This is a genomic window from Deltaproteobacteria bacterium (assembly GCA_016210045.1).
Lineage (GTDB): Bacteria > UBA10199 > UBA10199.
The window spans coordinates 43,799-70,414 of the sequence record JACQUX010000019.1 but is presented as its reverse complement, the minus strand read 5'-3'; the positions used below and the strand labels follow the sequence as shown (position 1 = coordinate 70,414).

The 26,616-nt window shown below is 58.8% G+C and carries 43 protein-coding genes; all 43 read left to right on the top strand.

Annotation, left to right across the window (positions count from 1 at the left end; translation table 11 throughout):
- A partial coding sequence (gene tuf, locus HY696_06295) for an elongation factor Tu (protein ID MBI4238012.1) occupies positions 1 to 172 on the top strand: 172 nt, incomplete at its 5' end.
- Positions 173 to 224: 52 nt separating this feature from the next.
- Entirely contained in the window at positions 225 to 557 is a 333-nt protein-coding gene (gene rpsJ, locus HY696_06290) for a 30S ribosomal protein S10 (GenBank protein ID MBI4238011.1), read from the top strand.
- Between the two features lie 40 nt (positions 558 to 597).
- Positions 598 to 1,242: a 50S ribosomal protein L3 gene (gene rplC / locus HY696_06285; GenBank protein MBI4238010.1), complete on the top strand. Its 645-nt coding sequence runs from the start codon at positions 598 to 600 to the stop codon at positions 1,240 to 1,242.
- A gap of 44 nt (positions 1,243 to 1,286) precedes the next feature.
- The gene (rplD, locus tag HY696_06280) at positions 1,287 to 1,907 is read left to right on the top strand and encodes a 50S ribosomal protein L4 (GenBank protein ID MBI4238009.1); all 621 of its coding nucleotides are present in this window, start codon (positions 1,287 to 1,289) and stop codon (positions 1,905 to 1,907) included.
- Positions 1,904 to 2,197 carry a 50S ribosomal protein L23 gene (gene rplW, locus HY696_06275; protein MBI4238008.1) on the top strand — a complete coding sequence of 98 codons (294 nt, stop codon included), beginning with the start codon at positions 1,904 to 1,906 and terminating at the stop codon, positions 2,195 to 2,197. Before rplD ends, rplW begins: the two co-directional genes overlap by 4 nt.
- A gap of 1 nt (position 2,198) precedes the next feature.
- Positions 2,199 to 3,020, top strand: a complete 822-nt coding sequence (gene rplB / locus HY696_06270) for a 50S ribosomal protein L2 (protein ID MBI4238007.1) — start codon at positions 2,199 to 2,201, stop codon at positions 3,018 to 3,020.
- 3 nt (positions 3,021 to 3,023) lie between these two features.
- Positions 3,024 to 3,338: a 30S ribosomal protein S19 gene (gene rpsS, locus HY696_06265; protein MBI4238006.1), complete on the top strand. Its 315-nt coding sequence runs from the start codon at positions 3,024 to 3,026 to the stop codon at positions 3,336 to 3,338.
- A gap of 9 nt (positions 3,339 to 3,347) precedes the next feature.
- The gene (rplV, locus tag HY696_06260) at positions 3,348 to 3,686 is read left to right on the top strand and encodes a 50S ribosomal protein L22 (GenBank protein ID MBI4238005.1); all 339 of its coding nucleotides are present in this window, start codon (positions 3,348 to 3,350) and stop codon (positions 3,684 to 3,686) included.
- 1 nt (position 3,687) lies between these two features.
- The gene (rpsC, locus tag HY696_06255; protein MBI4238004.1) at positions 3,688 to 4,314 is read left to right on the top strand and encodes a 30S ribosomal protein S3; all 627 of its coding nucleotides are present in this window, start codon (positions 3,688 to 3,690) and stop codon (positions 4,312 to 4,314) included.
- A gap of 15 nt (positions 4,315 to 4,329) precedes the next feature.
- On the top strand, positions 4,330 to 4,743 hold the full coding sequence (gene rplP / locus HY696_06250; protein MBI4238003.1) for a 50S ribosomal protein L16: 414 nt from the start codon (positions 4,330 to 4,332) through the stop codon (positions 4,741 to 4,743).
- Positions 4,740 to 4,934 carry a 50S ribosomal protein L29 gene (gene rpmC / locus HY696_06245; GenBank protein ID MBI4238002.1) on the top strand — a complete coding sequence of 65 codons (195 nt, stop codon included), beginning with the start codon at positions 4,740 to 4,742 and terminating at the stop codon, positions 4,932 to 4,934. The genes rplP and rpmC overlap by 4 nt, the downstream gene beginning before the upstream one ends.
- 17 nt (positions 4,935 to 4,951) lie before the next feature.
- Positions 4,952 to 5,242 (top strand): 30S ribosomal protein S17, encoded by a 291-nt coding sequence (rpsQ, locus tag HY696_06240; protein MBI4238001.1) that lies wholly within the window; start codon positions 4,952 to 4,954, stop codon positions 5,240 to 5,242.
- Positions 5,239 to 5,607 carry a 50S ribosomal protein L14 gene (gene rplN, locus HY696_06235; GenBank protein ID MBI4238000.1) on the top strand — a complete coding sequence of 123 codons (369 nt, stop codon included), beginning with the start codon at positions 5,239 to 5,241 and terminating at the stop codon, positions 5,605 to 5,607. The genes rpsQ and rplN overlap by 4 nt, the downstream gene beginning before the upstream one ends.
- The gene (locus HY696_06230; GenBank protein MBI4237999.1) at positions 5,607 to 5,942 is read left to right on the top strand and encodes a 50S ribosomal protein L24; all 336 of its coding nucleotides are present in this window, start codon (positions 5,607 to 5,609) and stop codon (positions 5,940 to 5,942) included. Before rplN ends, HY696_06230 begins: the two co-directional genes overlap by 1 nt.
- Before the next feature lie 2 nt (positions 5,943 to 5,944).
- Positions 5,945 to 6,502 carry a 50S ribosomal protein L5 gene (gene rplE / locus HY696_06225; GenBank protein ID MBI4237998.1) on the top strand — a complete coding sequence of 186 codons (558 nt, stop codon included), beginning with the start codon at positions 5,945 to 5,947 and terminating at the stop codon, positions 6,500 to 6,502.
- A 7-nt stretch (positions 6,503 to 6,509) separates the two neighbouring features.
- Entirely contained in the window at positions 6,510 to 6,695 is a 186-nt protein-coding gene (locus HY696_06220) for a type Z 30S ribosomal protein S14 (protein ID MBI4237997.1), read from the top strand.
- A 67-nt stretch (positions 6,696 to 6,762) separates the two neighbouring features.
- Positions 6,763 to 7,161, top strand: coding sequence for a 30S ribosomal protein S8 (gene rpsH, locus HY696_06215; GenBank protein ID MBI4237996.1), 399 nt, complete (start codon positions 6,763 to 6,765; stop codon positions 7,159 to 7,161).
- A 62-nt stretch (positions 7,162 to 7,223) separates the two neighbouring features.
- On the top strand, positions 7,224 to 7,781 hold the full coding sequence (rplF, locus tag HY696_06210; GenBank protein MBI4237995.1) for a 50S ribosomal protein L6: 558 nt from the start codon (positions 7,224 to 7,226) through the stop codon (positions 7,779 to 7,781).
- 6 nt (positions 7,782 to 7,787) lie between these two features.
- Positions 7,788 to 8,153 carry a 50S ribosomal protein L18 gene (locus tag HY696_06205; GenBank protein MBI4237994.1) on the top strand — a complete coding sequence of 122 codons (366 nt, stop codon included), beginning with the start codon at positions 7,788 to 7,790 and terminating at the stop codon, positions 8,151 to 8,153.
- Between the two features lie 2 nt (positions 8,154 to 8,155).
- Positions 8,156 to 8,674 carry a 30S ribosomal protein S5 gene (gene rpsE, locus HY696_06200; GenBank protein ID MBI4237993.1) on the top strand — a complete coding sequence of 173 codons (519 nt, stop codon included), beginning with the start codon at positions 8,156 to 8,158 and terminating at the stop codon, positions 8,672 to 8,674.
- A 5-nt stretch (positions 8,675 to 8,679) separates the two neighbouring features.
- Positions 8,680 to 9,135: a 50S ribosomal protein L15 gene (gene rplO, locus HY696_06195; protein MBI4237992.1), complete on the top strand. Its 456-nt coding sequence runs from the start codon at positions 8,680 to 8,682 to the stop codon at positions 9,133 to 9,135.
- Between the two features lie 165 nt (positions 9,136 to 9,300).
- Positions 9,301 to 10,608, top strand: a complete 1,308-nt coding sequence (secY, locus tag HY696_06190; GenBank protein ID MBI4237991.1) for a preprotein translocase subunit SecY — start codon at positions 9,301 to 9,303, stop codon at positions 10,606 to 10,608.
- A 3-nt stretch (positions 10,609 to 10,611) separates the two neighbouring features.
- Positions 10,612 to 11,253: an adenylate kinase gene (locus tag HY696_06185; protein MBI4237990.1), complete on the top strand. Its 642-nt coding sequence runs from the start codon at positions 10,612 to 10,614 to the stop codon at positions 11,251 to 11,253.
- Entirely contained in the window at positions 11,250 to 12,002 is a 753-nt protein-coding gene (gene map / locus HY696_06180) for a type I methionyl aminopeptidase (GenBank protein ID MBI4237989.1), read from the top strand. Before HY696_06185 ends, map begins: the two co-directional genes overlap by 4 nt.
- Positions 12,002 to 12,220 carry a translation initiation factor IF-1 gene (gene infA / locus HY696_06175; GenBank protein ID MBI4237988.1) on the top strand — a complete coding sequence of 73 codons (219 nt, stop codon included), beginning with the start codon at positions 12,002 to 12,004 and terminating at the stop codon, positions 12,218 to 12,220. Before map ends, infA begins: the two co-directional genes overlap by 1 nt.
- 78 nt (positions 12,221 to 12,298) lie before the next feature.
- The gene (gene rpmJ, locus HY696_06170) at positions 12,299 to 12,412 is read left to right on the top strand and encodes a 50S ribosomal protein L36 (protein MBI4237987.1); all 114 of its coding nucleotides are present in this window, start codon (positions 12,299 to 12,301) and stop codon (positions 12,410 to 12,412) included.
- A gap of 9 nt (positions 12,413 to 12,421) precedes the next feature.
- Positions 12,422 to 12,805, top strand: a complete 384-nt coding sequence (gene rpsM, locus HY696_06165) for a 30S ribosomal protein S13 (protein MBI4237986.1) — start codon at positions 12,422 to 12,424, stop codon at positions 12,803 to 12,805.
- Between the two features lie 15 nt (positions 12,806 to 12,820).
- Positions 12,821 to 13,279 carry a 30S ribosomal protein S11 gene (rpsK, locus tag HY696_06160; protein ID MBI4237985.1) on the top strand — a complete coding sequence of 153 codons (459 nt, stop codon included), beginning with the start codon at positions 12,821 to 12,823 and terminating at the stop codon, positions 13,277 to 13,279.
- A 142-nt stretch (positions 13,280 to 13,421) separates the two neighbouring features.
- Positions 13,422 to 14,051 carry a 30S ribosomal protein S4 gene (gene rpsD, locus HY696_06155; protein MBI4237984.1) on the top strand — a complete coding sequence of 210 codons (630 nt, stop codon included), beginning with the start codon at positions 13,422 to 13,424 and terminating at the stop codon, positions 14,049 to 14,051.
- 31 nt (positions 14,052 to 14,082) lie between these two features.
- Positions 14,083 to 15,093 carry a DNA-directed RNA polymerase subunit alpha gene (locus HY696_06150; GenBank protein MBI4237983.1) on the top strand — a complete coding sequence of 337 codons (1,011 nt, stop codon included), beginning with the start codon at positions 14,083 to 14,085 and terminating at the stop codon, positions 15,091 to 15,093.
- Positions 15,094 to 15,135: 42 nt separating this feature from the next.
- A complete protein-coding gene (rplQ, locus tag HY696_06145; GenBank protein MBI4237982.1) occupies positions 15,136 to 15,663 on the top strand; it encodes a 50S ribosomal protein L17 in 528 nt (175 codons plus the stop codon).
- Positions 15,664 to 16,239 carry a TlpA family protein disulfide reductase gene (locus tag HY696_06140; protein MBI4237981.1) on the top strand — a complete coding sequence of 192 codons (576 nt, stop codon included), beginning with the start codon at positions 15,664 to 15,666 and terminating at the stop codon, positions 16,237 to 16,239.
- On the top strand, positions 16,236 to 17,096 hold the full coding sequence (locus HY696_06135; GenBank protein MBI4237980.1) for a M48 family metallopeptidase: 861 nt from the start codon (positions 16,236 to 16,238) through the stop codon (positions 17,094 to 17,096). The genes HY696_06140 and HY696_06135 overlap by 4 nt, the downstream gene beginning before the upstream one ends.
- Before the next feature lie 106 nt (positions 17,097 to 17,202).
- Positions 17,203 to 17,886 (top strand): hypothetical protein, encoded by a 684-nt coding sequence (locus HY696_06130; GenBank protein ID MBI4237979.1) that lies wholly within the window; start codon positions 17,203 to 17,205, stop codon positions 17,884 to 17,886.
- Positions 17,887 to 17,958: 72 nt separating this feature from the next.
- A complete protein-coding gene (locus HY696_06125; GenBank protein ID MBI4237978.1) occupies positions 17,959 to 20,145 on the top strand; it encodes an oligopeptide transporter, OPT family in 2,187 nt (728 codons plus the stop codon).
- A 27-nt stretch (positions 20,146 to 20,172) separates the two neighbouring features.
- On the top strand, positions 20,173 to 20,730 hold the full coding sequence (gene efp, locus HY696_06120) for an elongation factor P (GenBank protein MBI4237977.1): 558 nt from the start codon (positions 20,173 to 20,175) through the stop codon (positions 20,728 to 20,730).
- A gap of 33 nt (positions 20,731 to 20,763) precedes the next feature.
- On the top strand, positions 20,764 to 22,605 hold the full coding sequence (locus HY696_06115) for a long-chain fatty acid--CoA ligase (GenBank protein ID MBI4237976.1): 1,842 nt from the start codon (positions 20,764 to 20,766) through the stop codon (positions 22,603 to 22,605).
- Entirely contained in the window at positions 22,577 to 22,978 is a 402-nt protein-coding gene (locus tag HY696_06110; protein ID MBI4237975.1) for a hypothetical protein, read from the top strand. Before HY696_06115 ends, HY696_06110 begins: the two co-directional genes overlap by 29 nt.
- A gap of 2 nt (positions 22,979 to 22,980) precedes the next feature.
- Positions 22,981 to 23,295 (top strand): hypothetical protein, encoded by a 315-nt coding sequence (locus HY696_06105; GenBank protein MBI4237974.1) that lies wholly within the window; start codon positions 22,981 to 22,983, stop codon positions 23,293 to 23,295.
- A gap of 39 nt (positions 23,296 to 23,334) precedes the next feature.
- Positions 23,335 to 23,658 carry an SCP2 sterol-binding domain-containing protein gene (locus HY696_06100; GenBank protein MBI4237973.1) on the top strand — a complete coding sequence of 108 codons (324 nt, stop codon included), beginning with the start codon at positions 23,335 to 23,337 and terminating at the stop codon, positions 23,656 to 23,658.
- A 16-nt stretch (positions 23,659 to 23,674) separates the two neighbouring features.
- Positions 23,675 to 25,321 (top strand): NAD+ synthase, encoded by a 1,647-nt coding sequence (locus HY696_06095; GenBank protein MBI4237972.1) that lies wholly within the window; start codon positions 23,675 to 23,677, stop codon positions 25,319 to 25,321.
- Positions 25,322 to 25,329: 8 nt separating this feature from the next.
- Positions 25,330 to 26,019: a 16S rRNA (cytidine(1402)-2'-O)-methyltransferase gene (rsmI, locus tag HY696_06090; protein MBI4237971.1), complete on the top strand. Its 690-nt coding sequence runs from the start codon at positions 25,330 to 25,332 to the stop codon at positions 26,017 to 26,019.
- Entirely contained in the window at positions 26,016 to 26,615 is a 600-nt protein-coding gene (locus HY696_06085; GenBank protein MBI4237970.1) for a hypothetical protein, read from the top strand. The genes rsmI and HY696_06085 overlap by 4 nt, the downstream gene beginning before the upstream one ends.
- Position 26,616 lies beyond the last annotated feature (1 nt).

The window sequence follows — 26,616 nt, the reverse complement described above, 5'->3', positions numbered from 1 at the left end:
GACGGGGATCGTGGAGTTGCCGGAAGGGGTGGAGATGGTGATGCCGGGGGACAATGCGAACCTGGTGGTGGACCTGATCACGCCGATCGCGATGGAGAAGGAATTGCGGTTTGCGATCCGCGAAGGGGGCCGGACCGTGGGTGCGGGCGTCGTCACGGAAATTTTGGTGTAAATGGTATCCCTCTCCCCAACGGGAGAGGGAGAGTATGGAAAGGGTTGATTGGATGACAACGGCACAGGCGGTAGATAAAAGTCAGCAGATGCGGATTCGGCTCAAGGGCTTCGATCATAAGCTGTTGGATCAGGCCGCCGGTGAGATCGTCGATACCGCGAAGCGCACCGGAGCGCGCGTTGCGGGCCCGGTGCCGTTGCCGACCAAGATCGAACGGTTTTGTGTGTTGCGTTCCCCGCACGTCGACAAAAAATCGCGGGAGCAATTTGAAATTCGCACTCATAAACGGATGATCGACATCCTCGATCCCACGCAACAGACCGTCGATGCGCTGATTAAGCTCGATTTGGCTGCCGGCGTAGAGGTCGAAATTAAAATGGCATAGGTGGATTATGGCGCTGGGATTGTTGGCACGTAAAAAAGGCATGACGCGATATCGCACTGAGACCGGGGAATATGTCCCCGTCACCGTGCTGGAGGCGAAGCCCTGCGTCGTGGTTGAATGCAAGACCAAGGCAACGCACGGCTACGACGCCATTCAAGTCGCGTGGGAGCCGTTGAAGCGCGACTCGTTGCAGAGCAAGGCCGTGGTTGGGGTCACGAAGAAACGCGGCCTCGCTGCCGCACGGGTGATGCGCGAATTTCGCTGCCAAGATGCCAGCCAATTTGCCCCGGGCCAGCAACTGACGGTGGCCGTATTCACGAAGGGCGATACCGTGCAAGTCCAAGGGACCACGAAGGGTCGCGGTTTTCAAGGCGTGATCAAACGGTGTGGCAAGCATGGCGGTCCCGGTGCGCATGGCTCGCACTTTCATCGCACGACCGGATCGATCGGGATGCGGACCTGGCCGGCTCGGGTGTTGAAGAACACCGGCATGCCCGGCCAGATGGGCAATGTGACGGCGACGATCCGCAATTTAGAAGTCATTGATATCGACCCAACGGCGAATGTCCTGTTGGTCAAAGGCGGGGTGCCTGGCGGGCGGAATGGGATGCTCCGTATTACGAATCGGGCGCTGTCCTTTGAGGCCAAGGTCCTTGAATCGATCAAGGGTGCGGCGAGTGCGTAAGTGCTGACGGGCGTGAGTTCGTCAGTATAAAAAGTGAGAGACCTATGTCGACGGTGACGGTGTATTCAGTGGAAAAGCAGCAAGTCGGGGAGCTCCCGATCCCCGCGTTTATGGCCGAGTCGAAGGTATGCACCGGCTTGTTGCACGAGGCGGTGCAAGCGGCGCGGACCAATGCGCGACAAGGCACTGTCTCTACCAAGACCCGCGCCGAAGTGCGTGGCGGTGGGAAAAAACCGTACAAACAAAAGGGCACCGGTCGCGCGCGTCACGGTTCCACGCGGAGCCCGCTCTTTGTGACCGGCGGTCAGACCTTCGGCCCGCGACCGCGCCATTGGGAATATGCGATGCCGCAGCAACAACGGCGTGCTGCGTTGTCGCAGGCGCTGACGCTCAAATTGCGGGAAGGCAAACTCGTCGTCATCGATGATTGGGGCGTGACGGCGCCGAAGACGAAGCCACTGGTCAAAATCCTACAAACCCTCGGTGTGCAGAACGGCCTGTTGGTGCTGGATCGCCCGAACACTGCCGTGAGCCGCTCGGCGCGCAATATTCCCGGGATCGGCATCCGCGAGGCGCGCTGCTTGAATACCGCTATTATTCTGCAGCATGATTATCTGGTGTTTACCAAAGCAGCCTTTGAACAGTTGCAAGGATACGCGGCATGAACCTCTACGACGTCATACGTAAACCGATCGTGACCGAAAAGGCCGTCGCCGGCCAGGCCTTGCAACAATATGCGTTCGAGGTCGATCCTCGGGCGACGAAGCCATTGATTCGGCAAGCGATCGAAAAATTTTTCCGAGTGAAAGTGACCAACATCCAGACGCAGCGGAATCCGGGAAAGAAGCGGCGCGCGTTGCGCGGGCGTGGCCAAGCGGTCCAGCTTTCTGACTGGAAAAAAGCGGTCGTGACGTTGGCCGAGGGACAGAAATTGGATTTCAGCGAGGGAGTGTAACATGCCGTTGAAGCAGTTTTCGCCGACGTCACCAGGTCGTCGCTTCCATATCGCGTTGCAAACGCCCGAGCTGAGCAAGAAGGCGCCGGAGAGTCGTTTGTTGGCGCCGTTGCGACGCTCCGGCGGTCGCAATAATACCGGCCGCATTACCCAGGAGCATCGTGGTGGCGGGGCGGCGAAGCATTATCGCCTGGTCGATTTCCGCCGCAACAAGTTGGGGATCCCCGGTGTTGTGACCGCGATCGAATACGATCCCAACCGCAATGCGCATTTGGCCTTGATCACCTATCGTGACGGCGAAAAACGCTACATCATTCATCCGATCGGATTGACCGTCGGGCAAACAGTGCTCGCGGCCGCCGACGCGGAGATTTTCCCTGGCAACGCGTTGCCGCTGAAAAACATTCCGGTGGGAACTTCGGTCCATAACGTCGCGCTGAAGATCGGCGGCCGAGGCCAGCTCTGCCGCGCGGCTGGGACGTTCGCGCAAGTCATGGCCAAAGACGGGCATCACATTCACCTCAAGATGCCGTCGGGGGAAGTCCGCTTGATCCATCACGAATGCTGGGCCACCGTCGGGCAGGTCGGCAATGAGCAATATGAAAATATCGCGTTCGGTAAGGCGGGGCGGGTCCGATGGTTGGGTTGGCGGCCGCATGTGCGTGGCATGGCGATGAACCCGGTCGACCATCCCCATGGTGGCGGTGAAGGGCGAAGTAAGGGTGGCAATCATCCGCGCAGTGCCACCAACGTCCCCGCGAAGGGCTACAAAACCCGCGGCAAAAAGCCCAGTGATCGGCTGATTGTCAAAAGGAGAAAGTAATTTATGCCGCGTTCATTAAAGAAGGGCCCCTTTGTCGATCAACACTTGTTGGCCAAGGTCTCGGTGGCGCAGTCGTCCCGGCAAAAGCAAGTGATTCGCACCTGGTCGCGGCGTTCCACGATTATTCCGGATATGGTGGGTCTCACGATGGCCGTCCATAACGGGCGCAAGTTCGTGCCGATCTTCGTGACGGAAAATATGGTGGGTCATAAGCTGGGCGAGTTTGCGGCGACCCGCAGCTTCCGTGGTCACTCCGGAATCAAGAAGGAAGAGACGACGGGGGGCTCGGCCGCTGCGCCAGCCGCTGCCGCCAAGTAAAGGTCTTTTATGGCAACCACAGGCAAGGCAACATTTAGTCACGTCCGGATGGCCCCGACCAAGGTGCGTGTCGTCGCAAATTTGGTGCGCGGCAAGCGGGTCGAGACGGCCATGGAATTGCTCCAGTTTTGTACACGGCGCGCCGCAGGACCCGTGCTGAAGTTGCTCAAATCGGCATTGGCGAACGCGGATCAGCGCGGTGGGGTGGATGTAGATCGTCTCTACGTCCGAACGTTAACCGTGAATGAAGGCCCTCGTCTCAAGCGATCGCGTCCCCGTTCTCGTGGGATGGCGCATCCGATCGTTAAGGCGAGCAGCCATTTACAGATTGAGCTGGGAGAGCGGTAAAATGGGGCAAAAGACGCATCCAAAAGGGTTTCGGGTTGGCATTACAAAGCCGTGGGATTCCCGGTGGTATGCCGACGGGAAACGCTATGCGGAGTGGGTCCATGAAGATCGTCGCTTTCGCGATGTCTTGAAAAGCCGACTGCATCATGCCGGCATTGCAAAAATCGACATCGAACGGGCCGCTGACAAGGTGAAAATTACCCTCTGGACCGCACGGCCTGGGTTAGTCATCGGGAAAAAAGGGGCCGGGATCGATTCGTTGCGCGCCGAATTGCAGAAAACCACCCCGTATGAATTGATTGTGAATATTCAAGAAGTGCGGAAGCCGGAATTGGATGCGCAGCTGGTCGCCGAGAACGTCGCGATGCAATTGGAACGGCGCGTCGCCTTTCGACGGGCCATGAAGAAGGCCGTGCAAACCGCGCTCAAGATGGGCGCGGAAGGGATCAAAGTGCACTGCGGCGGCCGCTTGGCCGGAGCCGAAATGGCGCGGCGGGAGTGGTATCGCGAGGGCCGAGTGCCATTGCATACCCTCCGGGCCGACATCGATTATGGCTTTGCCGAGGCGAACACGACCTATGGCAAGATTGGCGTAAAGGCGTGGGTCTATCGGGGTGATATCTTATAGGGGCGCGAAACATTTATGTTACAACCATCGAGAACTAAATATCGCAAGCAGCAGAAGGGGCGCCTCCGCGGGATGGCCAGTCGCGGCATTGAGCTCGCTTTTGGTGAATATGGCTTGCAAGCGCTGACCACAGGGTATATTACGGCCCGCCAAATTGAAGCCAGCCGGGTGGCCATTAGCCGGCATATGAAGCGGGGCGGGAAGATGTGGATTCGGATCTTTCCGGACAAGCCGATCACGAAGAAGCCCGCCGAAGTCCGTATGGGCAAAGGCAAAGGGGCCGTGGAAGGTTGGGTTGCTCCGGTCCAGCGCGGGCGTATCCTGTTTGAGCTGGTCGGCATCGAGCGCACCGTCGCGGTGGATGCACTCCGTTTGGCGGCGTACAAACTACCGCTGCGGACCCGCTTTATCGCACGGGAGGGGTTATGAAGGCGAAGGAGCTGCGCGGGAAGGTCACGCAGGAACTACAAAAGCTGGAACAAGAGTGGGCGGAAGAGATTTTCCGCCTCCATTTTAAACGGCGCAGTCAGCAGTTGGCCAGCCCGGCGCGACTGCAGCAGTTGCGGCGCGACCAGGCCCGATTGAAAACGATCTTGCAAGAGCGGAGCAGCGGGAACTAACCGGTGGGGTACGTTTTATGACGCAGACATTGGGCAATCGACGCAGGACACGCAAAGGGCGCATCATTCGCCGCTCCGGGGATAAAACGATTATCGTCGAAGTGCAGCGCGTCGTGCAGGACCCGGAAATGAAAAAGTACGTCCGTCGCACTACGAACTATCATGTGCACGACCCGAAAAACGATGGGAAGGTCGGGGATATGGTCGTGATCCAAGAAAGCCGACCGATCAGCCGGACGAAACATTGGGCGTTAGCCAACGTCGTCAAACGCGGCGTGGGCGATGAAATGGTAGGGGTAGCGGTATGATCCAGCAGGAATCCATTCTCGACGTCGCCGATAATTCCGGGGCCAAGAGTGTTATGTGCATCAAAGTGCTGGGCGGCACACGCCGCAAATATGCCAGCATCGGCGATATCATCGTCGTCTCTATCAAGGAAGCCATTCCGCGCGCGCGCGTGAAAAAAGGCGACGTCAAACGTGCGGTCATTGTGCGCACACGGAAAGAAATTCGCCGCCACGACGGTTCCTACATCCGTTTCGACGAAAACGCCGCCGTGCTCATTAATGAACAGAGCGAGCCGTTAGGCACGCGTATCTTTGGTCCGGTGGCTCGCGAGTTACGGGCACGGAAATTTATGAAAATCATTTCGTTGGCCCCAGAGGTGCTGTGATGGATGGCACGGTGATCACCCAATTGCGGCGCGGCGACACGGTCCAAGTGATCGGCGGACGGTCGCGCGGCAAGAGCGGGAAAATTCTACGGATCGATCGGAAGCATGAACGCGTGATTGTCGAGCGGATTAATCTCGTGAAGCGGCACATGAAGCCGACGCAAAAGAATCCGCAGGGCGGCGTCGTTGAAAAAGAGGCGTCTATCCATTTGTCGAAAGTGATGCCGGTCTGCACGAAATGCGCGCGGCCGGTGCGCCTGCGGCACCAGGTGGATGGGCAAGGGAAGAAACAGCGGGTGTGTCATCGGTGCGGCACAGTCATCGGGAATCAATAGTTATGGCAGGAACACAGCTAGAAACAAAATTTCAGCAAGACGTCATGCCCGCGCTTCGAAAGGAGCTGGGTATCGCGAACGTGTATCGTGTGCCGCGACTGTCGAAAGTCGTTGTCAATGCCGGCTTGAAGTTAGCCGTCCAAGACAGCAAGGTGATCGACACCGCAATGCGCGACATTACCGCGATTACCGGGCAGCGCCCGACCATCACGAAGGCCAAGAAGGCCATTTCCAATTTCAAATTGCGCAAAGGCCTGCCGATCGGCGTGCGGGTCACGTTGCGGCGCAATCAAATGTACGACTTCGTGCAACGCCTCATCGGCGTCGCCTTGCCGCGGGTCCGCGACTTTAAGGGGGTCTCGGCCACCGGCTTTGACGGGCACGGCAACTATACGCTCGGCATTACGGAGCATGTGGTGTTTCCGGAAGTGGACGTCAATAAGATGCAACACTCGTACGGCATGAATGTGACATTTGTAACGACCGCGCGGACCGATCAAGAGGGGCGTCGCCTACTCGAATTGCTCGGCATGCCGTTCCGTCAATCGACGCAGGACTGAGGCGCTCATGGCAAAGACATGTTTGATGATTAAGGCGTTGCGGAAACCGAAGTTTGCGGTGCGGCAGCGGAATCGCTGCCCCATTTGCGGACGGCCGCGCGGTTACATCCGAAAATTCAATATGTGCCGGCTCTGTTTCCGTGGCATGGCGCTGCGGGGCGAATTGCCGGGCGTGATGAAGGCCAGTTGGTAAAGGGAAGTGCTTAAGTGCGTGAGTACTTAAGTGCTTACGTGCAAAGCTGTGAATAAAGGATAGTTCCATGAATGTCACCGATCCGATTGCCGATTTGCTGACGCGGGTTCGTAATGCGAACCAGAGTCGTCTCGACCAAGTGACGATGCCGCATTCGCGCGTGAAAGAGTCTGTGGCACGTGTGCTCCAGTCGGAAGGCTACTTGAACGGCGTGGATGTGCTAGGCGAGGCACCGCGGAAGCAGTTAGTGATTGCGATGAAATATACGGCCGATCGTCGAGCGGTCTTTACCAATGGCCATCGGATCAGCACGCCGGGTCGTCGCGTCTATATCGGATATCAAGATCTGGCGCCGGTTCGCCAGGGTTTGGGCATCGCGATCCTCTCCACGCCGAGGGGCATCATGACTGACGCCGACGCGCGTCGGAACAAGGTGGGCGGCGAAGTCTTGTGTAAGGTGTGGTAACTCAGTGTGTCAGTGCTTAAGTCCTTAAATGCGTAAGTGCTTAAGTGGGAAAGTGGAAAATTATGTCGCGCGTAGGGAAACAACCGATTCCAGTTCCTGAAAAGGTCACGGTACACACAGCTGCCGGGGTAGTCACGGTCAAGGGACCATTGGGCACGTTGAGTCGCTCGCTGTCGCCGCACATTGACGTCGCGGTGGCCGATAAGTCCGTGGTCTGTACCCGCAAGTCGGAATCCCGCGAGGCCCGGATGTTACATGGGCTGTCACGGGCGCTCGTCAACAACATGGTCGAAGGCGTGTCGGTCGGATTTCGGCGTGAACTGGATCTGGTCGGCGTTGGCTATAAGGCGGAACTCAAAGGCAATGCATTGCACCTCACACTCGGCTATTCGCATCCGGTCGTTTTTACGTTGCCGGACGGCGTGAAGGGCGAAGCCAAGCTGACACGGATCGCGCTCAGCTCCGCCAATAAGGAATTGCTGGGTGAAACGGCGGCGCGGCTGCGTCGACTCCGCACTCCGGATCGTTATAAAGGGAAGGGTGTGCGCTATAGTAACGAAGTCATTAAGACCAAACCGGGTAAGGCCGCGGCCACCAGCGGAGCGAAGAAAGCAGGGTAAGGACGTATGGCACGAGTACGGGCACGACAAGAGGCGCGGGAAAGTCGGCATCATCGAGTGCGAGACCATGTGGTCGGCACGACACAGCGGCCTCGGCTTGCTGTGTATCGGAGTTTGAAACATATCTACGCCCAAGTGATCGACGACCAGAATGGTGCCACATTGGCGGCAGCGTCTTCTTGCGAGAACGACGCGAAACCGCAGAAGACCGCGGCAACCTGCGAGACCGCGAAGCGTGTCGGCGAGGTTGTGGCGGAGCGGGCGTTGGCGAAACAGATCAAGAATGTCGTATTTGATCGCGGTGGATTTCTTTATCACGGACAGGTCAAGGCCCTGGCTGAAGGTGCACGTGCCAAAGGGTTGGAGTTTTAATTATGGCAGAGCGGACGGACCGGAACGATCGACAGGAACAGTATATCGAACGCGTGGTGCATATCAGCCGCGTCGCCAAAGTGGTGAAAGGTGGGCGGCGGTTTAGCTTTTCCTGCATCGCCGTGGTCGGCGATGGCCATGGCCGCGTCGGCTATTCGCTCGGCAAGGCCAACGAGGTCCCGGATGCGGTGCGCAAGGCGATCGACCGCGCCAAGCGCAGCATGATTCGTATCCCGCTGCAAGGCGTGACCATTCCGCATGAAATTATCGGCCAATACGGCGCGGCGCGCGTGATGTTGAAGCCGGCGGCCGCTGGGACCGGCGTGATTGCTGGCGGCGCGGTCCGCGCGGTCGTCGAGGCGGCTGGGATTCACGATATCCTGACGAAATGTATCGGCACTAATAATCCGCACAACGTGATTAAAGCCACACTGAACGGCCTCGAATCCCTCCAATCGCCGGAGCTCAATGCGGCGCTGCGAGCCAAGGTCGTGGCCGCAGCCGTGGAAGCGAGGGTATAAGGCCTATGCGACTCAATGAACTCAAGCCTTCAGTCGGGGCACGAAAAGCGCGTAAACGACTCGGACGCGGCGATGCCAGCGGACACGGCGGTACGTCCACGAAGGGGCACAAGGGGCAGAAATCCCGCTCCGGTGGCTACCATAAGGTCGGGTTCGAAGGCGGCCAGATGCCGTTACATCGGCGCATGCCGAAACGCGGTTTCAATAACACCGTCTTTGCGCGTACGGTTGGGGTCGTCAATCTCGACCAATTGGCGACCTGGCCGCAAGGGGTGCCGGTGACTCTCGAGGCGTTGAAGGAACGTGGCTTGATCCGCCGTCGCTACGATGGCATCAAGTTGCTGGCGCGCGGCGATTGCAAGGCGCCATTGACGATCCGATTATCGTGGATTTCTGCAGCAGCACGACAAAAAATTGAAGCGGCGGGCGGGCAGATCGAATCCCTCGCCACCAGTGGTTAACAAGTTGTGGGGAAGAGGTAATTGGTTGCGGGTTGTTTAAAAAGGTCTAGCTGTTAGGCGGTTCGGCGTCGCGCGACCGGAGCGTACTCGATGTACGTGAGGATCGTGCGACGCCGAATCAACGACGCAGATGGGCCTTTTTAAACAACCCGCCAAGGGGGCAGGGTGGCGGTCGTTGGGAACATCGCGAAAATTCCCGAGTTGCGCAATCGGGTAGTTTTTACGCTCCTGATGCTGGGGATCTACCGCCTCGGCGTGTATGTCCCCGCGCCCGGCGTCGATACCAAGGCGTTGGAAAACATCCTGAAGCAGGGCACGGTCTTTGACATTTTTAACCTCTTCTCCGGCGGCGCCCTCGAAAACTTTTCCGTCTTTGCGCTCGGGATCATGCCCTACATCAGCGCGTCGATCATCCTCCAACTGTTGACGATCGCCGTCCCGGCCATCGAGCAACTGAAAAAAGAGGGAGAAGCGGGTCACCGTAAGATTACGCAATACACGCGCTACGGGACGCTCGTACTCAGTATGGTCCAAGGGTTCGGCATCAGTTATGGACTCGCGCAACAAGGCGTGTTGCTGCCCGGCGTCGGCGGTCTCGGATTCTATCTGCTCAGCATGCTGACATTGGCCACCGGCACGGCATTCTTGATGTGGCTCGGGGAACAAATTACGGAGCGTGGCATTGGGAACGGCATCTCGATGATCATCTTTGCCGGAATTGTCGCGCGGGTTCCGGCCAGTTTCCGCGCGGCGTGGGCGGAGCGTGGTCAGTACGGCGAGCTGCTCGGTTTTATTCTGTTGCTCGGGCTGATCTTCGCGATCATCGGTGCCATCGTCTATTTCGAGCGGAGCTTTCGCCGCATTCCGGTCCAATATGCCAAACGTGTCGTCGGGCGGAAGTTGTACGGGGGGCAAGAGTCGCACTTGCCGTTGAAGATCAACATGGCCGGCGTGATTCCGCCGATCTTCGCCCAGTCGCTGATTTTATTTCCGTCCACGATTGCCCAGTTCGCCGGCGGCGGTTGGATGCAGGAGTTGGCACAACAGCTAAACGCCGGCTGGATTCACCACAGCCTATACGCCGTCATGATCGTCTTCTTCACCTTTTTCTACACCGCCGTGGCCTTCAATCCGGTGGATGTCGCGGAAAATATCCAAAAACATGGCGGCTATATCCCGGGGATCCGTCCCGGCAAGGCGACTTCCGATTATCTCGATCGCATCTTGAGCCGGATCACCGTCGGCGGGGCGCTTTACATTACGCTAGTGTGTTTGTTGCCTCAAATCCTCACTACCTGGATGAAAGTCCCACCGGGCATCGCCTTTACCTTCGGTGGCACATCGTTGTTGATCATGGTCGGTGTCGCAATGGACACGGTCTCCCAGATGGAAGCCCATCTCTTGTCGCATCATTACGAAGGCGTGTTGGGCCAAAAGGGCGGCGCCACGCGCTTCCGAGGGCGGAGAGGGTAAGTCATGCAGGTCATCCTCTTAGGCCCGCCGGGGAGCGGCAAAGGGACCCAGGCCGCTCGGTTGGCGACTCAGGCCAAAGCCCTGCGATTGACCACCGGGGAATTGTTGCGTTCTGCGGTGCGAGATGGTACGCAGCTCGGCCGGTCGGCGGAAGGCTATATGAACCGCGGAGAATTGGTGCCCGACGCGGTGATGATCGGCCTGATTCAGGAACAGTTGAATCGCGCCGCAGTGGGCAGCGGATTTGTGTTGGACGGCTTCCCTCGAACGACGGCGCAGGCGGAGGCGCTCGCCACGATGTTATGTCAGCACGGCGGGCGCGTGGAACACGCCGTCTTGTTGGACGTACCGGAACCGGAGATCGTGGCAAGACTTTCGGGGCGTCGCGAATGTGCGGCGTGTCACGCCGGTTATCATCTGCGCTTCTCCCCACCTCAGGTGGTCGACAAGTGCGATCAGTGCGGCGGCGCCCTGATCCAGCGGAGCGATGATAACGAGGCCACCATCCGGAAGCGGTTGGCGGTCTATGCCGCGGCCACGGCGCCGTTAGTTGATTTTTATGAACGACAAGGGATCCTGCGCCGAGTCGCTGGCGTTGGGGGACCCGATTTAGTTTTTGCGGCGATTTGGTCGCAAGTGTCATGATCTTTCTCAAGTCGGCACAAGAGATCGACCGGTTACGGCGCGCAAACGCGATTGTCGTAGAGGTCATGCAGCGGCTGCGTGAACATCTGAAGCCTGGGGTCACGACGCACGATCTGAACCGGATGGCAGAGGAGTGGATTCGGGCCCATCACGCGGTCCCGTCGTTCGTAGGGTATCAGGGCTATCAACACGCCCTCTGCACCTCGATCAACGAAGAAGTGGTGCATGGCATCCCGAACCCGCAGCGCAGTCTGGCGGCGGGAGACATCATCTCCATCGATTGCGGGGTATGTTTGGAAGGGTTCCATGGCGATCATGCCTGGACATTTTATATCGGCGACGGTGAACCGCCGCAGGCGATCCAAGATTTTCTGCGCGTGAGCGAGGAGTCGTTATATCGCGGCATCGCTGCGATGCACGTCGGGAGTCGGTTATTCGATATCTCGGCCGCCGTGCAGCAACATGTCGAGGCCCATGGTTACTCGGTGGTGCGTGATTTTGTCGGGCACGGCATCGGGCGCGCGCTCCACGAAGATCCGCAAGTGCCGAATTTTGGGAAGGCGGGGACAGGCATGCGGTTGACGCCGGGATTGGTCCTGGCTCTGGAGCCGATGGTGAATATGGGAGGACCGGAGGTCAAGGTCCTCGAAGATGGGTGGACGGTCGTGACACTCGATCGATCGCGATCCGCGCATTTTGAACATTCGGTGGCCCTGACGCAGCAGGGCCCGGTGATACTGAGTCAGTAATGGCAAAACAGGATACGATCGCAGTGGAAGGAACCGTACTGGAAACGTTACCGAACGCAATGTTTCGAGTGGCGCTGGAGAATGGACATAAGGTATTGGCGCATATCTCGGGCAAGATGCGGATGTATTACATCAAGATCCTGCCGGGAGACAAAGTCACCGTGGAGCTATCGCCCTACGATGTGACCCGCGGACGGATCACGTATCGGGCGAAGTAGTGAGGGCTCCCCCTCACCCCGCTCGGAAGGCTGCCCTCTCCCCAAAGGGGAGAGGGAGAATAAGGAAGGAGTTCTTTTATGAAGGTTCGGTCGTCGGTGAAGAAAATTTGTGAAAAATGCAAAGTCCTGCGGCGCAAGCGGGTGGTGCGAGTGATTTGCTCGAATCCGAAGCATAAGCAACGGCAGGGATAGGAGCCCATTATGGTGCGTATTGCAGGGGTGGACATTCCTGGACAAAAGCGGACGGATATTGCGCTCCGCTATCTCTATGGGATCGGCCCGACGTTAGCATCCTCGATCGTCGAAGAGGCCGGCATTGATCCGGCGACGAAATCCAGCGAGCTCAGTGAGGCGCAACTCGCACGGATTCGTGAAATCATCGAAGGCAAATATCCCGTCGAGGGAGAGTTGCGGCGGCAGATTGGTGCCAACATCAAGATGTTGAAGGACCTCGGTTCGCACCGTGGGTCGCGACACATCCGACGCTTGCCGCTGAAGGGCCGGACGCATTCGAACGCGCGCACCGCGAAGGGTCGCAAACGAGTCCCAATTGCCGGAAGAAAGAAAGCCCCAACCGCGAAGTAAAGGAGAGATGGCATTATGTCGACGAACCAAGAAAAACAGACGCCACCAGCGACCGCTGCGGAAGCGGCGAAGCCTGAAGTCGCCGCCGCCGCGACCCCGGTCAAAGGGAAGCGAAAGAGCAAAAAGAATGTGCCGACCGGAGTGGTGCATATCCTGGCGACGTTTAATAACACCCACATCACGATCACCGATCTGCAAGGGAACGTGCTGTGCTGGTCGTCGGCCGGGGCGCGCGGTTTTAAAGGATCGCGTAAAGGGACTCCGTTCGCGGCGCAAGTGGCGTCGGAAGATGCCTGCCGGCGAGCTCGCGATATGGGGATGAAAACAGTCACGGTGTTGGTGAAGGGCCCGGGTGCCGGCCGCGAATCCGCCATGCGGGCGATCGGGCAAACGGGTTTGAAAGCGACGTCGATTCGAGATGAAACTCCGATTCCCCACAATGGGTGTCGGCCGCCTAAGCGACGGAGGGTGTAAGTCTATGTTCCCCTCTCCCCTTGGGGAGAGGGTTGGGTGAGGGGGAGGAATGTCTTGGTATGCGCTCCCCCTCACCCCGTCCGCATGTTGCGGACTTCCCTCTCCCCAAAGGGAGAGGGAGAGCAAGGAAAGGGATTGTGGTATGGCACGGTGTACGGATTCAGTGTGTCGGCAATGCCGGCGAGAGGGAATGAAGCTCTTCTTAAAGGGCGATCGGTGTTTCACCGATAAATGTGCCTTCGAACGGCGTGCCACCCCGCCGGGGCAGCACGGCGAAAAACGGACCAAGCCAACGGAATATTCCGTGCAGTTGCGGGAGAAGCAGAAGGTGAAGCGGCTCTATGGCATCTTGGAACGTCAATTTCGCGGCACGTTCGAACGCGCGGAGCGGATGAAGGGCATCACCGGCGAAAACCTGCTGCGCCTGTTGGAACTGCGACTCGATAACGCCGTGCAACGTGCCGGACTGGCGCGTTCGCGCAACGCGGCTCGCCAGTTGGTACGTCATGGGCATGTGAACGTGAACGGCAAACGGGTCTCCATTCCCTCGTACAGCTTGCGCGAGGGCGACGAGATCGCCGTGGCCGAACCGAGTCGGAAATTGACGACCGTCGTGGAATCCTTAGAGGGCGTGGAGCGTCGCGGTGGCGTTCCCGATTGGCTCCAGCTGGACAAAAATGCGGCCAGTGCCAAGGTCGTTGCGTTGCCGCAGCGTGAACACATCACGTTGCCGGTGCGGGAGCAACTGATCGTCGAATTGTACTCGAAGTAACATTGGGGCCACGGTGCCTCCTGGAGGATCTATGCATCTTTATCGGAACTGGCGCAGTCTGATTCGTCCCCGCGGGTTGTTGCGTGAAGAGGTCAGCGGGACCTACGGAAAATTTGAAGTGCGTCCGCTCGAACGTGGCTTCGGGATGACGTTGGGCAACAGCTTGCGGCGCATTCTACTCTCTTCATTGCAAGGGAGTGGGATCGTCGGCGTGAAAATCGACGGCGTGTTGCACGAATTTTCGACGATTACCGGCGTCGAAGAAGACGTCAGCGATATCCTCCTGAATCTGAAACAAGTGCGCTTCAAGATCCATGAGGTGCAGGAAGCCACGTTGACCGTGAAGGCCAGTGGGCCGAAAATCCTGACGGCCGGCGATATTGAAGTCTCATCGCAAGTCGAAGTCATGAATCCGACGTTGAAGTTGGCCACGCTGGGCGAAGGTGCCAAGTTGAACATGGAACTGCTGGTGCGGATGGGGAAGGGTTACGTCTCGGCGGAACGCCACAAGGAGAACGAGTTCCCGGTCGGCATGATGGCGATCGACGCGGTGTTTTCCCCAATCCGGCGCGTGAACTTCACCGTCACGAACGCGCGCGTCGGTCAAATCACCGACTACGATTGTCTCAATCTCGAGATCTGGACCGACGGCTCGGTCCGTCCCGACGACGCGATGGCCTATGCCGCGAAGATCTTGAAAGAACAGTTGCAAGTGTTCATCAATTTCGACGAAGTGCCGGAGCCGACGGAAGAACTGCGCGTGGAAGAACAGCCGATCCTCAATGAAAATTTGTTCCGTCGCGTCGACGAGTTGGAATTGTCGGTCCGTTCTGCGAACTGCCTCGCGAATGCCGGGATCAAATATATCGGCGAATTGTGCCAAATGACCGAACAAGAAATGTTGAAGACCAAAAACTTCGGTCGCAAGTCGCTGAACGAGATCAAAGAAATCATGCTGAACATGGGGTTGTCGCTCGGCATGCGCGTCGAAGGCTTTGATCCGAAGCATGCGGAGCAATTCAAACCGAAGGATGTCGAGTAACAAGCTTGTAGTGACTAAGGAGCGGATTCTATGCAGCACCAGATCGCATTTCGGAAACTTGGGCGGACCACGCCACATCGCTTGGCCTTGTTGCGGAACATGGTCACCTCGTTGATCATGCGCGAACGCATTGAAACGACGTTGCCGAAGGCCAAAGAAGTACGGCGGCTGGCGGACCGGATGGTCACCTGGGCCAAGCGAGGTTCGTTGGCGGCACGGCGACAGGCCGCGCGCTTCGTGCAAAACCAAGGGGCGCTAAAAAAACTGTTTGCGACCATGCCGGAACGCTTCAAAGAGCGCAGCGGTGGCTATACCCGGATCGTGCAACTCGGGTTCCGGCACGGCGACAATGCCCCGATGGCGATTTTGGAATATCTTGCAGCGAACGGCGCCGCCGAGGTGGCGGCCGAGAAGGGCACGAAGCGGAAGGCTGCGCGTCCCCGACGTGGTGGTTCCGCAACGGGCGGTGCGCCTGCGGCGAAACGCACGGCCAAGTCGGAAGGCGCGGCCTCGAAGCAGGCCAAGCCATCAAGTGCGCGCGCGCCAAAGACCGCTAAAGCCCAAGGCTAAATGGCTCGCCGCGCGTTTTTCCATCTCACAGGGCGTGTCTGGCTTATTGCCGTGGTTGCGGCTGGCATAGCGGCCTTCATCAGTCAACGGGCCCCCACAGATGGCTTGGGCCTCGGGGCGATCGCTCCGGCATTTTCACTCCCCGTAGCTGCCGACACGCGTGTCGATTTGCCGGCGGGCACGCTTGTCTCGTTGAATCTTTTCCCCAAACACGTGCGGCTAATCAATTTCTGGTCGACGACCTGCGGCCCCTGTCTCATGGAGATCCCCTCGCTGAACCGCTTGGCAGCGCACTTCGCGGGCCGTGACTTCCAGATCCTCGCGATCAGCGAAGATGGCGATCAACCAGATCCGTGGGGTACAATCGCGCAATTTCAGCAGCGGGTGCCGATGCAGTTTCCGATCCTCCTCGATAGCGACGGTCGCGTCGCCGATCTGTATGGCACGTATGTGATCCCGGAGAGTTTCCTGGTCGATCGCTCCGGCCGTGTGGTGCGGCGCATCACCGGCGCCATTCGTTGGGATGATCCGGAGATTGTCGCGGAGATCGAACGATTAGTGTTGGAGCCTTCATGAACGTTGCTACCGGCATCCGCCGCATGGCGGTCGGCTGGCTCCTGCTGCTGAGTTTCAGCAGTGGGAGCTGCGCCCTCGATTTGATCAGCGGCAAGAAGAGTTACAATTGGTTTTCGCTTCAAGACGACATCAAATTCGGTCAACAAGTCATGGAGGCACAGCGCGTGGCGTTGCTCGCAGCGCGTCCGCGTGCGGTGGCGACCGACACAAAGGCCGACGCCGCGATGTATGAACGGCTGAAGCGCATCGTGGCGCGGTTGGCGGTCGTGTCGCATCGGCCGAATTTTCCGTACGTCGTCCGTTTGGCGCAGCTGCCGATCGTGAATGCGTGGTGCGCGCCGGGCGGTCAGATCATGGTGTACACCGGATTGTGGGATGCACAACACGGACTGGTCCAGCAACGGAGCGACGATGAACTGGCTGCGGTGTTGGCGCACGAAATCGCCCACGCCACGGCGCGCCATGTCACGGAATCGCTCACGCGCAATATGACGATGGCGCTCGCCGGAAGTGTTGCGAGTTCCATTATCGCAACGCAATCGGTTGAAGGCGGCAATCTGTTTCAACAGATCTTCTCCGAAGGCGTGAATGTCTTTATTCCGAGTTACAGTCGACGCAATGAACTCGAAGCGGATCGAATCGGCTTGACGTATATGGCGAAGGCTGGGTATGACCCACGGACGGCAATTGTTCTTTGGGAGCGGGCTGCAAGTCGGCGTGGAGCGCAAAACAGCATATATGCTTCACATCCCAGCAGTGGCGTGAGGGCAGAGCGATTACGCGCTTATTTGCCGGAGGTGATGCCGCTGTATGAAGCCGCGACGCGATCGCGCGCTCGGAATGGTGCGCGAAAATGACTCCTTTGTAATCTATTGATATTGCACGACAAAAAAATGGTTCGTTTTTTTTACGCAACTTTTTCGGCGGGGGGCCGAACAACAGATAGAAAGAAAGGAGCTTCCTATGCGGTCAAATCGGTTCCCCACGAGTTATCTCGTGTGTCTTTGTGCGCTGAGCTTGCTCGGCGCGGGCTGTGAGGCCTTTAACGATCATCCCCAGGAACAGGAAATTCTCAGCTCTTTGAATCTGATGCCCGAAGCCGCGCCGGCAGAGGAAACGCCGACCGCCGAACCGACCACTGTCGGGAGCGTGGACTACAGCACCGATGCGACGACCTGTGACGCCGCAACGGCCGTCACCGTGTCCGCCGCAGAAGTCGCCTCAGTCACGGAAAACAGTGGCTATAGCAGCGAGGGCTCAAACACCGTCGCGGTGAAGGCGTTAGGCCAATTCACTAACGAGATCACGATCGCGCCGAGTAGCGCCGGACTCGTGGTCGGCGAAGCAGTGCAACAACTGACCATCGTGATCAAGCAGACCGGTGAAAAAAGTTTCAGCGTTTGCTCCGTCGCCTATAGCGATGGGAGCCAGACCTATGCCGTGCAATCCGGCGCCGTGGTGATCGAGCGTTTCAACGCCGTCGGCGAAGACGGGGCAGTCACGAATGCCGGTTCCTATGATTTGACGTTTGCCGCCAACAACGATGTCGCCAGTGCCGCGCGCGTGATCTTAGGCATGAAGGCCGGGGCGAATGGGGTCACGTTGCTGGGAACGTATTACGTGAACACGCCGACCGTCACCGAATAACGGAGTGAGTCGTTCGGATCGCCGTAAGTATACACACGGCGCCGAGGAGGATCTATGTCGTCGACGCGGAGGTTGGCTGTGAAGGTGGCAAAGACCGAATCGGAAACAGCACATAAGCCGTTTATCGCTGATCACCTCCGTATTCCCGAACTCACGACGCTCCCGCTGATTGTCGGTTGCGTATTGGGCATCGTCTTCGGGGCCTCGAGTCTCTACTTGGCGTTGAAAGTGGGGATGACCGTCAGCGCGTCCATCCCGATCGCGGTGATGTCGATCACGATCTTCCGTCTCTTCTCGAAAGCGTTTAACGTCCGCCGCGCGACGATTCTGGAAAATAACGTCGTGCAAACGACTGGGTCGGCCGGCGAGTCGATTGCATTCGGTGTCGCCGTCACGATGCCGGCGTTGATGATCCTCGGCTACAACATGGAGTTGGCCCGCGTGATGCTTGTCGCACTGCTGGGGAGCATCCTCGGCATCTTAATGATGATCCCGCTCCGTTGGGCGTTGATTGTCCGGGCCGAAAAAGAACTCGTCTATCCGGAAGGCACGGCGTGCGCGGAGGTCTTGATCGTCGGCGAAAAAGGGGGCACCAGCGCGCGGACGGTCTTCATCGGATTTGGTATCGGCTTCGTCTACAAGCTGCTCAATATCGGTATGAAGTTGTGGAAGGATGTCCCGGAATACGCGCTGGCGTGGTACAAGAATGCCGTCTTTGCGACCGAGGTCGCGCCGGAGCTGCTCGGGGTTGGTTACGTGATCGGTCCGCGCATTGCGAGCATCATGGTGGCCGGCGGCGTGTTGTCCGCATTCGTACTCATTCCGGCCATCACATTGTTCGGCAGCTATCAATCGACGCCACTCTTTCCCGCGACGAAATTGATCGCCGAAATGAAGCCGTACGAAATTTGGCGGAATTACGTATTGTATATCGGCGCCGGTGCCGTGGCGGCGGGCGGGATCATCAGCATGATCCGCAGCCTCCCCGTGATTGCGCGGTCGTTGGTCGCGGGGCTGCGCAATGTGCGCGCGGCCGGTGTGAGCGTCGCCGGTGCCGTGCGACGGCGCACCGAGCGCGACATCCCGATGCGGATCGTGTTGGGCGGCGTTGGCTTGTTGACCCTCGCCATCTGGTTTGCGCCGACCTTCCATATGAATTTACTGGGCGCGATCCTGATCGTGCTGTTCGGTTTTCTCTTCGTCACGGTTTCTTCACGGATCACCGGCGAAATCGGATCGTCTTCGAATCCGATCTCCGGGATGACCGTCGCCACATTGCTCCTGACGTGTTTGATCTTCGTCGCTGTCGGTTGGATGGGCGCGGGTTATCGCCTCACGGCGCTCAGCGTCGCCGCGATCGTCTGCATTGCGGCCTCGAATGGCGGAACGACGTCACAAGACTTGAAGACCGGATTCCTGGTTGGCGCGACGCCGATGGCGCAACAGATCGGCATTATCTTGGGTTCAGTGACCTCCGCGCTCGTGATCGGCTACACGTTGTTGGTGTTGAACAATGCCTCGACGATCTACCATAAAGTCGATTTCCCCAAATTCACGGTCGATGTCAGCGCGATGACGCTGAAGGAGCATGTGGGTGGACCGGAACGTGCAATCGATCAGAAAGAATATCATGTTGTGCAACTCCCCGAGGCACAGGGCGAAGTCGCGGCGGGAAAATATCTGGCCGACGACACGGGCCACTTGGCCTATTTAGTGGATCCGGGCATCAACGGCACGCTGAAGGCGCGCGACGACGGGACCACAGTCACGAAGTACGAGGCCCCGAAGGCGCGGTTGATGGCCTTGATCATCGACGGCGTGATGACACAAAAACTCCCATGGGGCTTAGTGCTGATTGGCGTCTTTATCGCCGTGCTAATGGAACTCTGTGGCGTGGCGTCGCTTCCGTTTGCGGTGGGCGTCTATTTGCCGCTCTCGTCATCGGCGCCGATTTTCTTCGGCGGCATGATTCGCTACTTCGTCGAGCGCGTGACGCGTCGCGGACAGAGCGATGCCGAGGCCGAAGGCTCGCCCGGCGTGCTCTGGTCGTCGGGTCTGATTGCCGGCGGCGCGATTGCCGGAATCCTCGTGGCCTTGATGTCGGTGAAGGAGCAATGGGGGAAGGCCCTCGACTTGAGCCAGTGGTTCCCGGGGCTTGCCGAAAGCGACCTCTTCCCGTATATCTGTTTCGGCGCCTTAGTGGTCGCCACCTTTGCCGTGGGCCGGGGTTGGCTCCTCAAAGACCGAACCGCAAACTAATCAGCCATAGAGTGTGGGGAAAATCGCATGATCGCAGCCACGCAGATCCGTGTCGGGATGATTCTTGAGCTCGACAAGAAACTCTGTCGCGTGATGAACGTGACGCACATTACGCCGGGCAATAAGCGGGGCATCATTCAGACGCAGCTCCGCAATTTACTCTCCGGCAATCAAGAAGAGCGGCGGTTCGGCTCGGATGAAAAGGTCGAGCGCGCGATTTTGGAACAGCACGAAATGGAATTCTTGTACGCCGACGGAGAACATTATCATTTCATGCATACCGAGAATTACGAACAAGTCACGTTCGGCGCCGATCTGATCGGCGACGGCAAATCCTATCTGCTCCCTAATTTGAAAGTGGTCGCGGAATTTTATGACGGGCGGCCGGTGAGCGTCGTGTTGCCGCCCAGCATCGCGTTGACCGTCACCGAGGCGGAGCCGACGGTGCGCTTTGCGACCGCCGCCGCCTCGTACAAGCAGGCGACGCTCGAAACCGGACTCAACGTGAAAGTCCCGAATTTCATCCAAGTCGGCGAAAAAGTGAAAATCGATACCTCGACCGGCGACTACATCGAGCGGGCTTGACCCACACCCCTCTCTCACGTTACACCCCGTTGCATGGGGACTTTTCTCGCTCAATTCCACGAAAATGTTGTGCATTTCGCGTCGCAACCCTGCTGGCGCTTTAAGGCGTCCGGCGTGGGGTGGAAGACGCTAACTTGGGAACAAGTCGGCCGGCGCGTGGCCGCGCTCGCGACCTGGCTGCGGCAACGCGGACTCGACGTCGGCGATCGTGTCGCGATCTGGAGCAGTACTCGCTATGAGTGGAGTTTAGCCGATCTGGCGAGTTTGGCCGCAGGCGGCGTGGTGGTCCCGATCTACCAGACGTTGCCGCCGACGCAGGCGCTCTTTATCGTGCAGGAGCCGGCGTGTCGTTTTCTCTTTGTCGAACGATTGCCCGAACTCGCCGTGATCGAGCTGTTGCACCGCGAATGCCCTGCGTTGGAACAGCTCATCGTCTTTGCTGAAATGGATGCGGCGGCGATCGCATCGCCGATCCCCGTCACAACGCTCTCGACGATCATCGAGCGCGGTGCGCTGTCATCGGGGGACCAATCCGTTTACGAGCAATGCTGGCGCGCGCGCGGGGCGGCGGATCTGGCGTCGCTGGTGTACACCTCCGGAACGACCGGGACACCGAAAGGGGTCGAACTGACGTTCGAAAACTTTACTGTCGAAGTGGCCGGACTCCACGACGTATTTTGTTTTCCGCCGCATTCGGAATGCCTGATGTTTCTGCCGTTGGCGCATATTGTCGCGCGCGCGATGCAATTTTTTCAAATTGCCTCGGCGCATGTTGCCAGTTACGCGGAGAGTCTGGAGAAAATCGGCGAGAACCTCCAAGAGACCCGCCCGCACTTCTTCGCCGCGGTGCCGCGCATTTATGAAAAAGTCCAGGCGCGCATCCTCAATACCCTGGCCGCCGCGCCGGCCTGGAAACAACGCCTCTTTCATTGGGCGATGCAAGTCGGCGAGGCAGCGGCGCGGGCCGGGGCACGCGGCGGACATTTAACGCTCGGCCTGCGTTGCCGATTGCCGTTGGCGCGACTGATCACGCGGCCGGTGAAGGCGCGGCTGGGTGGCAATTTGATCGCCGCCGTATCGGGCGGGGCGCCGCTCGCGGCGGAGGTCGCGCGTTTTTTTGAAAGTCTCGGGATCTTGATCCTGGAAGGCTATGGATTGACCGAAACGGCGGCGGCCGTCACGTTGAATCATCTCGATGATTATCGCTTCGGCACGGTTGGGAAGCCGTTGCCGCAGGTGCACGTGCGGATGGCCGACGATGGTGAAATTCTGGTGCGCGGTCCCACGGTGTTTCGCGGCTATTTTCAGCGGCCGGAAGAGACGGCGGCGGTGTTGGAACCGGATGGTTGGTTCCATACCGGTGACATCGGCGAATTTTCCCGCGATGGATTCTTGCGGATCACGGATCGTAAGAAAGATTTGCTCAAAACGTCCGCGGGAAAATATGTCGCGCCGCAACCGATTGAAAACCAACTCAAGACGTCGCCGTATATCAGCGATGCGTTGTTGTATGGCGATCGACGCAATTTCGTGACTGCGCTCGTAACGCTCGACCGACCGGCCGTCGAGGCGTATGCGCAGCGGATCAAAATCCCCTATGCGGATTGGGAAGCGCTGACCGGCGAGCCCCGCATCGTGGCCTTAGTGCAAGTCACGGTCGATGCGGTGAATCGCGATCGCGCGTCGTTCGAACAGGTCAAAAAGTTTCGCATCTTGCCGCGTGATTTTGCCATCGAGCACGGCGAGCTGACGCCGACACTGAAGATTCGCCGTAAGGTCGCGTACGAACGCTACCGCGACCTCTTTGAATCGATGTATGCCACCGACGCCTCCCAGGGAGCTGCCTATGTCCGAGAAGCCAATGCCCGGCTCTAGCGGTCTCGCTCCGAATATCGCGAGCCTGCTATGCTATCTGCTGATGTTTCTGAGTTGCGGCTTTCCCGTCGCCGGGATCGTGTTTGTCGTGATCGAAAAGCAGGAACCGGTGGTGCGCTTTCATGCCTGGCAGAGTATCTTGCTGGGCGGCGTGGCCTGGGTCGTCATGATGGGCCTGTGGTTTATCGGCGAACTGGCCGGACGCGTGGTCGGGATTTTTGGGACATTTTTTGATTTCGTGCGCGGAGTGGTGGGCTTGAGCATTCTCTCGATCTGGATCATTTGCTTGATCAAGGCGTATCAATTCGAGACCTGGAAGATCCCGTTTATCGGCGAATATGCGGCCAAACAGGCGCATTCGGAAGGGACCTGACGATGCGGCGTCGCGCGCTGTTCTGCTACCTACTGGCACCGCTGAGTGCGGTGCCGTTTTGTTGGAGTTGGGATCGGGAACTGCGGTTTCATGCCCGACAGGCCGCCCGAGTGGGCTGCGTCTACTGCGTCGGACTGTGTGGATTAGGCGTCAGTGAAGCCGTGGCGGGATTATGGAGTGTCTGGGCGTCGCGACTGTTACACGATTTGCAACCGTTATTTGCAATCGCCCTCGGACTCGCATGGAGCTCTGCGTTGTGGGGGGTGTTGCACGGTCGCCGGGTCGTCCTCCCACTCCTGAGTCCGCGCCGTATATAGATATCGTAACCGTTACTGTTCAACCGAAAGGAGAGCATCATGGGTGCACAACAGATCATCGAGCAGGTCATTCCGCAGCGGGTGCAGGCGAAGCCGGCAGTGCAACAATCTATTAACGGGTTAGTCGTTTTCGATTTGAGCGGGGAGGGCGGCGGCCAATGGACGCTCGACCTCACGACGAGCGAGGGAAAGGTCCAAGGCGGGAGTGTGGCGACGCCGAAAGTGACACTGCTAATGACTGCCACCGATTTTGAAGCGATGATCAACGGACAGTTGAACGCGCAACAGGCCTTCTTGACCGGCAAATTGAAAGTGAAAGGCGATATGGGCGCGGCGTTGAAACTCGGGCAGTTGCTCGCATAACTCGATCGGCGGCATGATGCGCTACGCGATTGCCCAACTCAATCTCACCATCGGTGACTTCGCCGGCAATACGCAGCGGATCTGCGAGCATATTGCGTGGGGACGTGCGCAAGGCGCCGATCTGATCATTTTTCCAGAACTGGCGACGACCGGCTATCCGCCGCGTGACTTGCTGGAGTTGCCCGATTTCATCGCTGCCAATCTCGCCGCACTGGATCAGATCCGCGCTGCGGCGCAAGGGATCGGTGTCGTCGTGGGCTACGTCGCCCGCAATCCCGCTGCCGGCGGCCGCGCGTTACACAACAGCGCGGCGTTGCTGGACAACGGTCAGTTCGTGCTGAGTCAAGCCAAGACGTTGTTGCCCACCTATGATGTCTTCGATGAAGGACGCCATTTTGCCCCGGCGCAGACACACCAAGTCGTGGCGTATCGCGGTAAGCGGATCGGCCTCTCCATTTGTGAGGATTGCTGGGCGCTGTATGAACCGAGCAATGGGCGCCGACTCTATGCGGTCGATCCGATGCGCCAACTCTACGAAGGCGGCGCAGAACTCGTGATCAATATTTCCGCCTCGCCATTCTCGGTGGGGAAAGTCGATCTGCGCCGCGAGCTGCTGCGTCGCGCCGCAAAGGCCTATGGCTATCCGATTCTCTACGTGAACCTGGTCGGCGGCAACGGCGAGTTGGTTTTTGACGGTCACAGCATGGCGCTGAACGCCGATGGCGATGTCGTGTGGCAAGGCCCGCGCTTTGCCGAAGCGCGTGTCCTCCTCAGTGACACGGAGTTACGCGGTCCCGCCACGGCACTGCTCGATCCGCCGCCGATCGAACAAGTGTTTCATGCGCTCAGTCTCGGCGTGCGGGACTACTTCCACAAATGCGGATTCACGAAGGCGATCCTCGGCCTCTCCGGCGGCATCGATTCCGCGGTCGTTGCCTGTATCGCCGCAGAGGCGTTGGGTCCGGAGCAAGTCATGGCCGTCGCGATGCCATCGCCGTTTACGCGCCCGGAAAGCGTCACTGACGCAGAGTTGTTAGCGCATACACTCGGGATCCAGTTTGAAGTCATCCCGATCGGCGAGGCGTACGCGGCCTTTCGCGAACAGGTCGGCAGCGGACAGCCGTTGGAAGCGCCCGATCTGGCTGAAGAGAATTTACAAGCACGAATTCGCGGGACCATTCTGATGACGCTTTCCAACCGGCGCGGCGCGTTGCTGCTGTCAACCGGGAACAAATCGGAATTGGCGGTCGGGTATTGTACCTTGTACGGCGATATGACCGGTGGGATGGCGATGCTCTCGGATGTTCCGAAGACGCAAGTCTATGAACTAGCGCATTTCATCAATCGTGACCGGGTCGTCATCCCGGAACACACGCTGCAACGCCCGCCATCCGCGGAGTTGCGACCGAATCAAGTCGATGCCGATTCGTTGCCGGCGTACCCGATTCTCGACCGGATCTTGAAATTGTATATCGAGCGGCAGCAAGGGATCGAGGAGATCGTCGCCCAAGGGCTGGATCGGCAGATGGTGGACGATGTCGTGCGGCGCGTACATCGCAATGAGTATAAACGGCAACAGGCCCCGCTTGGCATCAAGGTGACGGCCAAGGCCTTCGGGATGGGGCGCCGTTTTTCGATCGTCAATAAATTCTTCCCGGCCTAAGGGAGTGTATGTCTGTCGGCACGCTGTACATCGTCGCCACTCCGATCGGCAATTTAGAGGACATCACTGCGCGTGCGGTGCGGGTGCTGCGAGAGGTTGATTGGATCGCCGCGGAAGATACACGGCACACGCGCAAACTGCTGACGCATCTCGAGATCCACACGCGCGTGATCAGTTGTCACGGGCATAACGAACGCGCATCGACCGCAGGCTTGCTGCAATTGTTGCAGCGCGGGGAATCAGTGGCATTGGTCTCCGACGCCGGCACGCCCGCGATCGCGGATCCCGGCTTGCAGGTCGCTCAAGCCGCGCGCGAGGCGTCGATCCCCGTTGTTCCGATCCCTGGGCCTTGCGCGGCGATCACGGCGTTGAGCGCCGCCGGATTGCCGACGCATGCGTTTACGTTCGTTGGCTTCCTGCCGGAAAAAATGGGACGGCGCCGCACCTATTTGGAACAGCTGACGGCCATACCGCATACGTTGGTCTTTTACGTCGCGAAATGGGACGTCGCGCGTTACTTGCAAGAAATGCTCGCGTGTTTCGGCGATCGGCCGGCCGCGTTGGCCCGAGAATTAACGAAGCAGTACGAAACCATCCGCTGCGCCACACTGGCGGAGTTACTCAGTGCGGCACAGGCTGCGCCGCCGCGTGGTGAGATCGTCGTGTTGGTCGCGGGCGCACCGGAGCACAAGCGATGATGCAGTGGTCATGGATCGGGGCTTGCTTCGTGCTGGTCGCGTGCGCGGTGGCGTGGGGGAGCCGGCGCGTGCGCCGGCGCGCGCGGACGTGTCAAGAGACGCTGGCGCTGATGAAACCTCAGCTGCCGCTGGAAGTCGCGCGGGTACACGGTTTCCCGTCGCCGGCGTTGGACGGACGCCATTGCGGCTATGCGATTCATCTGACCTGCGAACCGACGGCGGAGACCACGACGTGGAAGCTGCATACGGAACTGCATGACGATTGGTCGGGCCGGTTATTGCTACAATGCGATCAGCGGCCGGGGAGAATGCGCGAATGGTATGGGGCCGAGATTCATTTGACCGGTGATTCCACTTTCGATCGGGCCGTCACGGTGGCAACGACCGATGATAGCCTCGCACGACGAGTGTTACAGCCGTATTTCCGGGAACGGCTGCGTCCGTTGGCGAACGCGCATTTGCAAATTGAAGTGGATCGGCGTGGCGTCTTTGCCGAATTGACCACCACACACCAAAGTGGCCACGAGCAACTCGTGGCCACGCTGGCCGTCTTCACTACTCTCTGCGGCTTGATCGACGTCGCGCTCGCTACTTGAG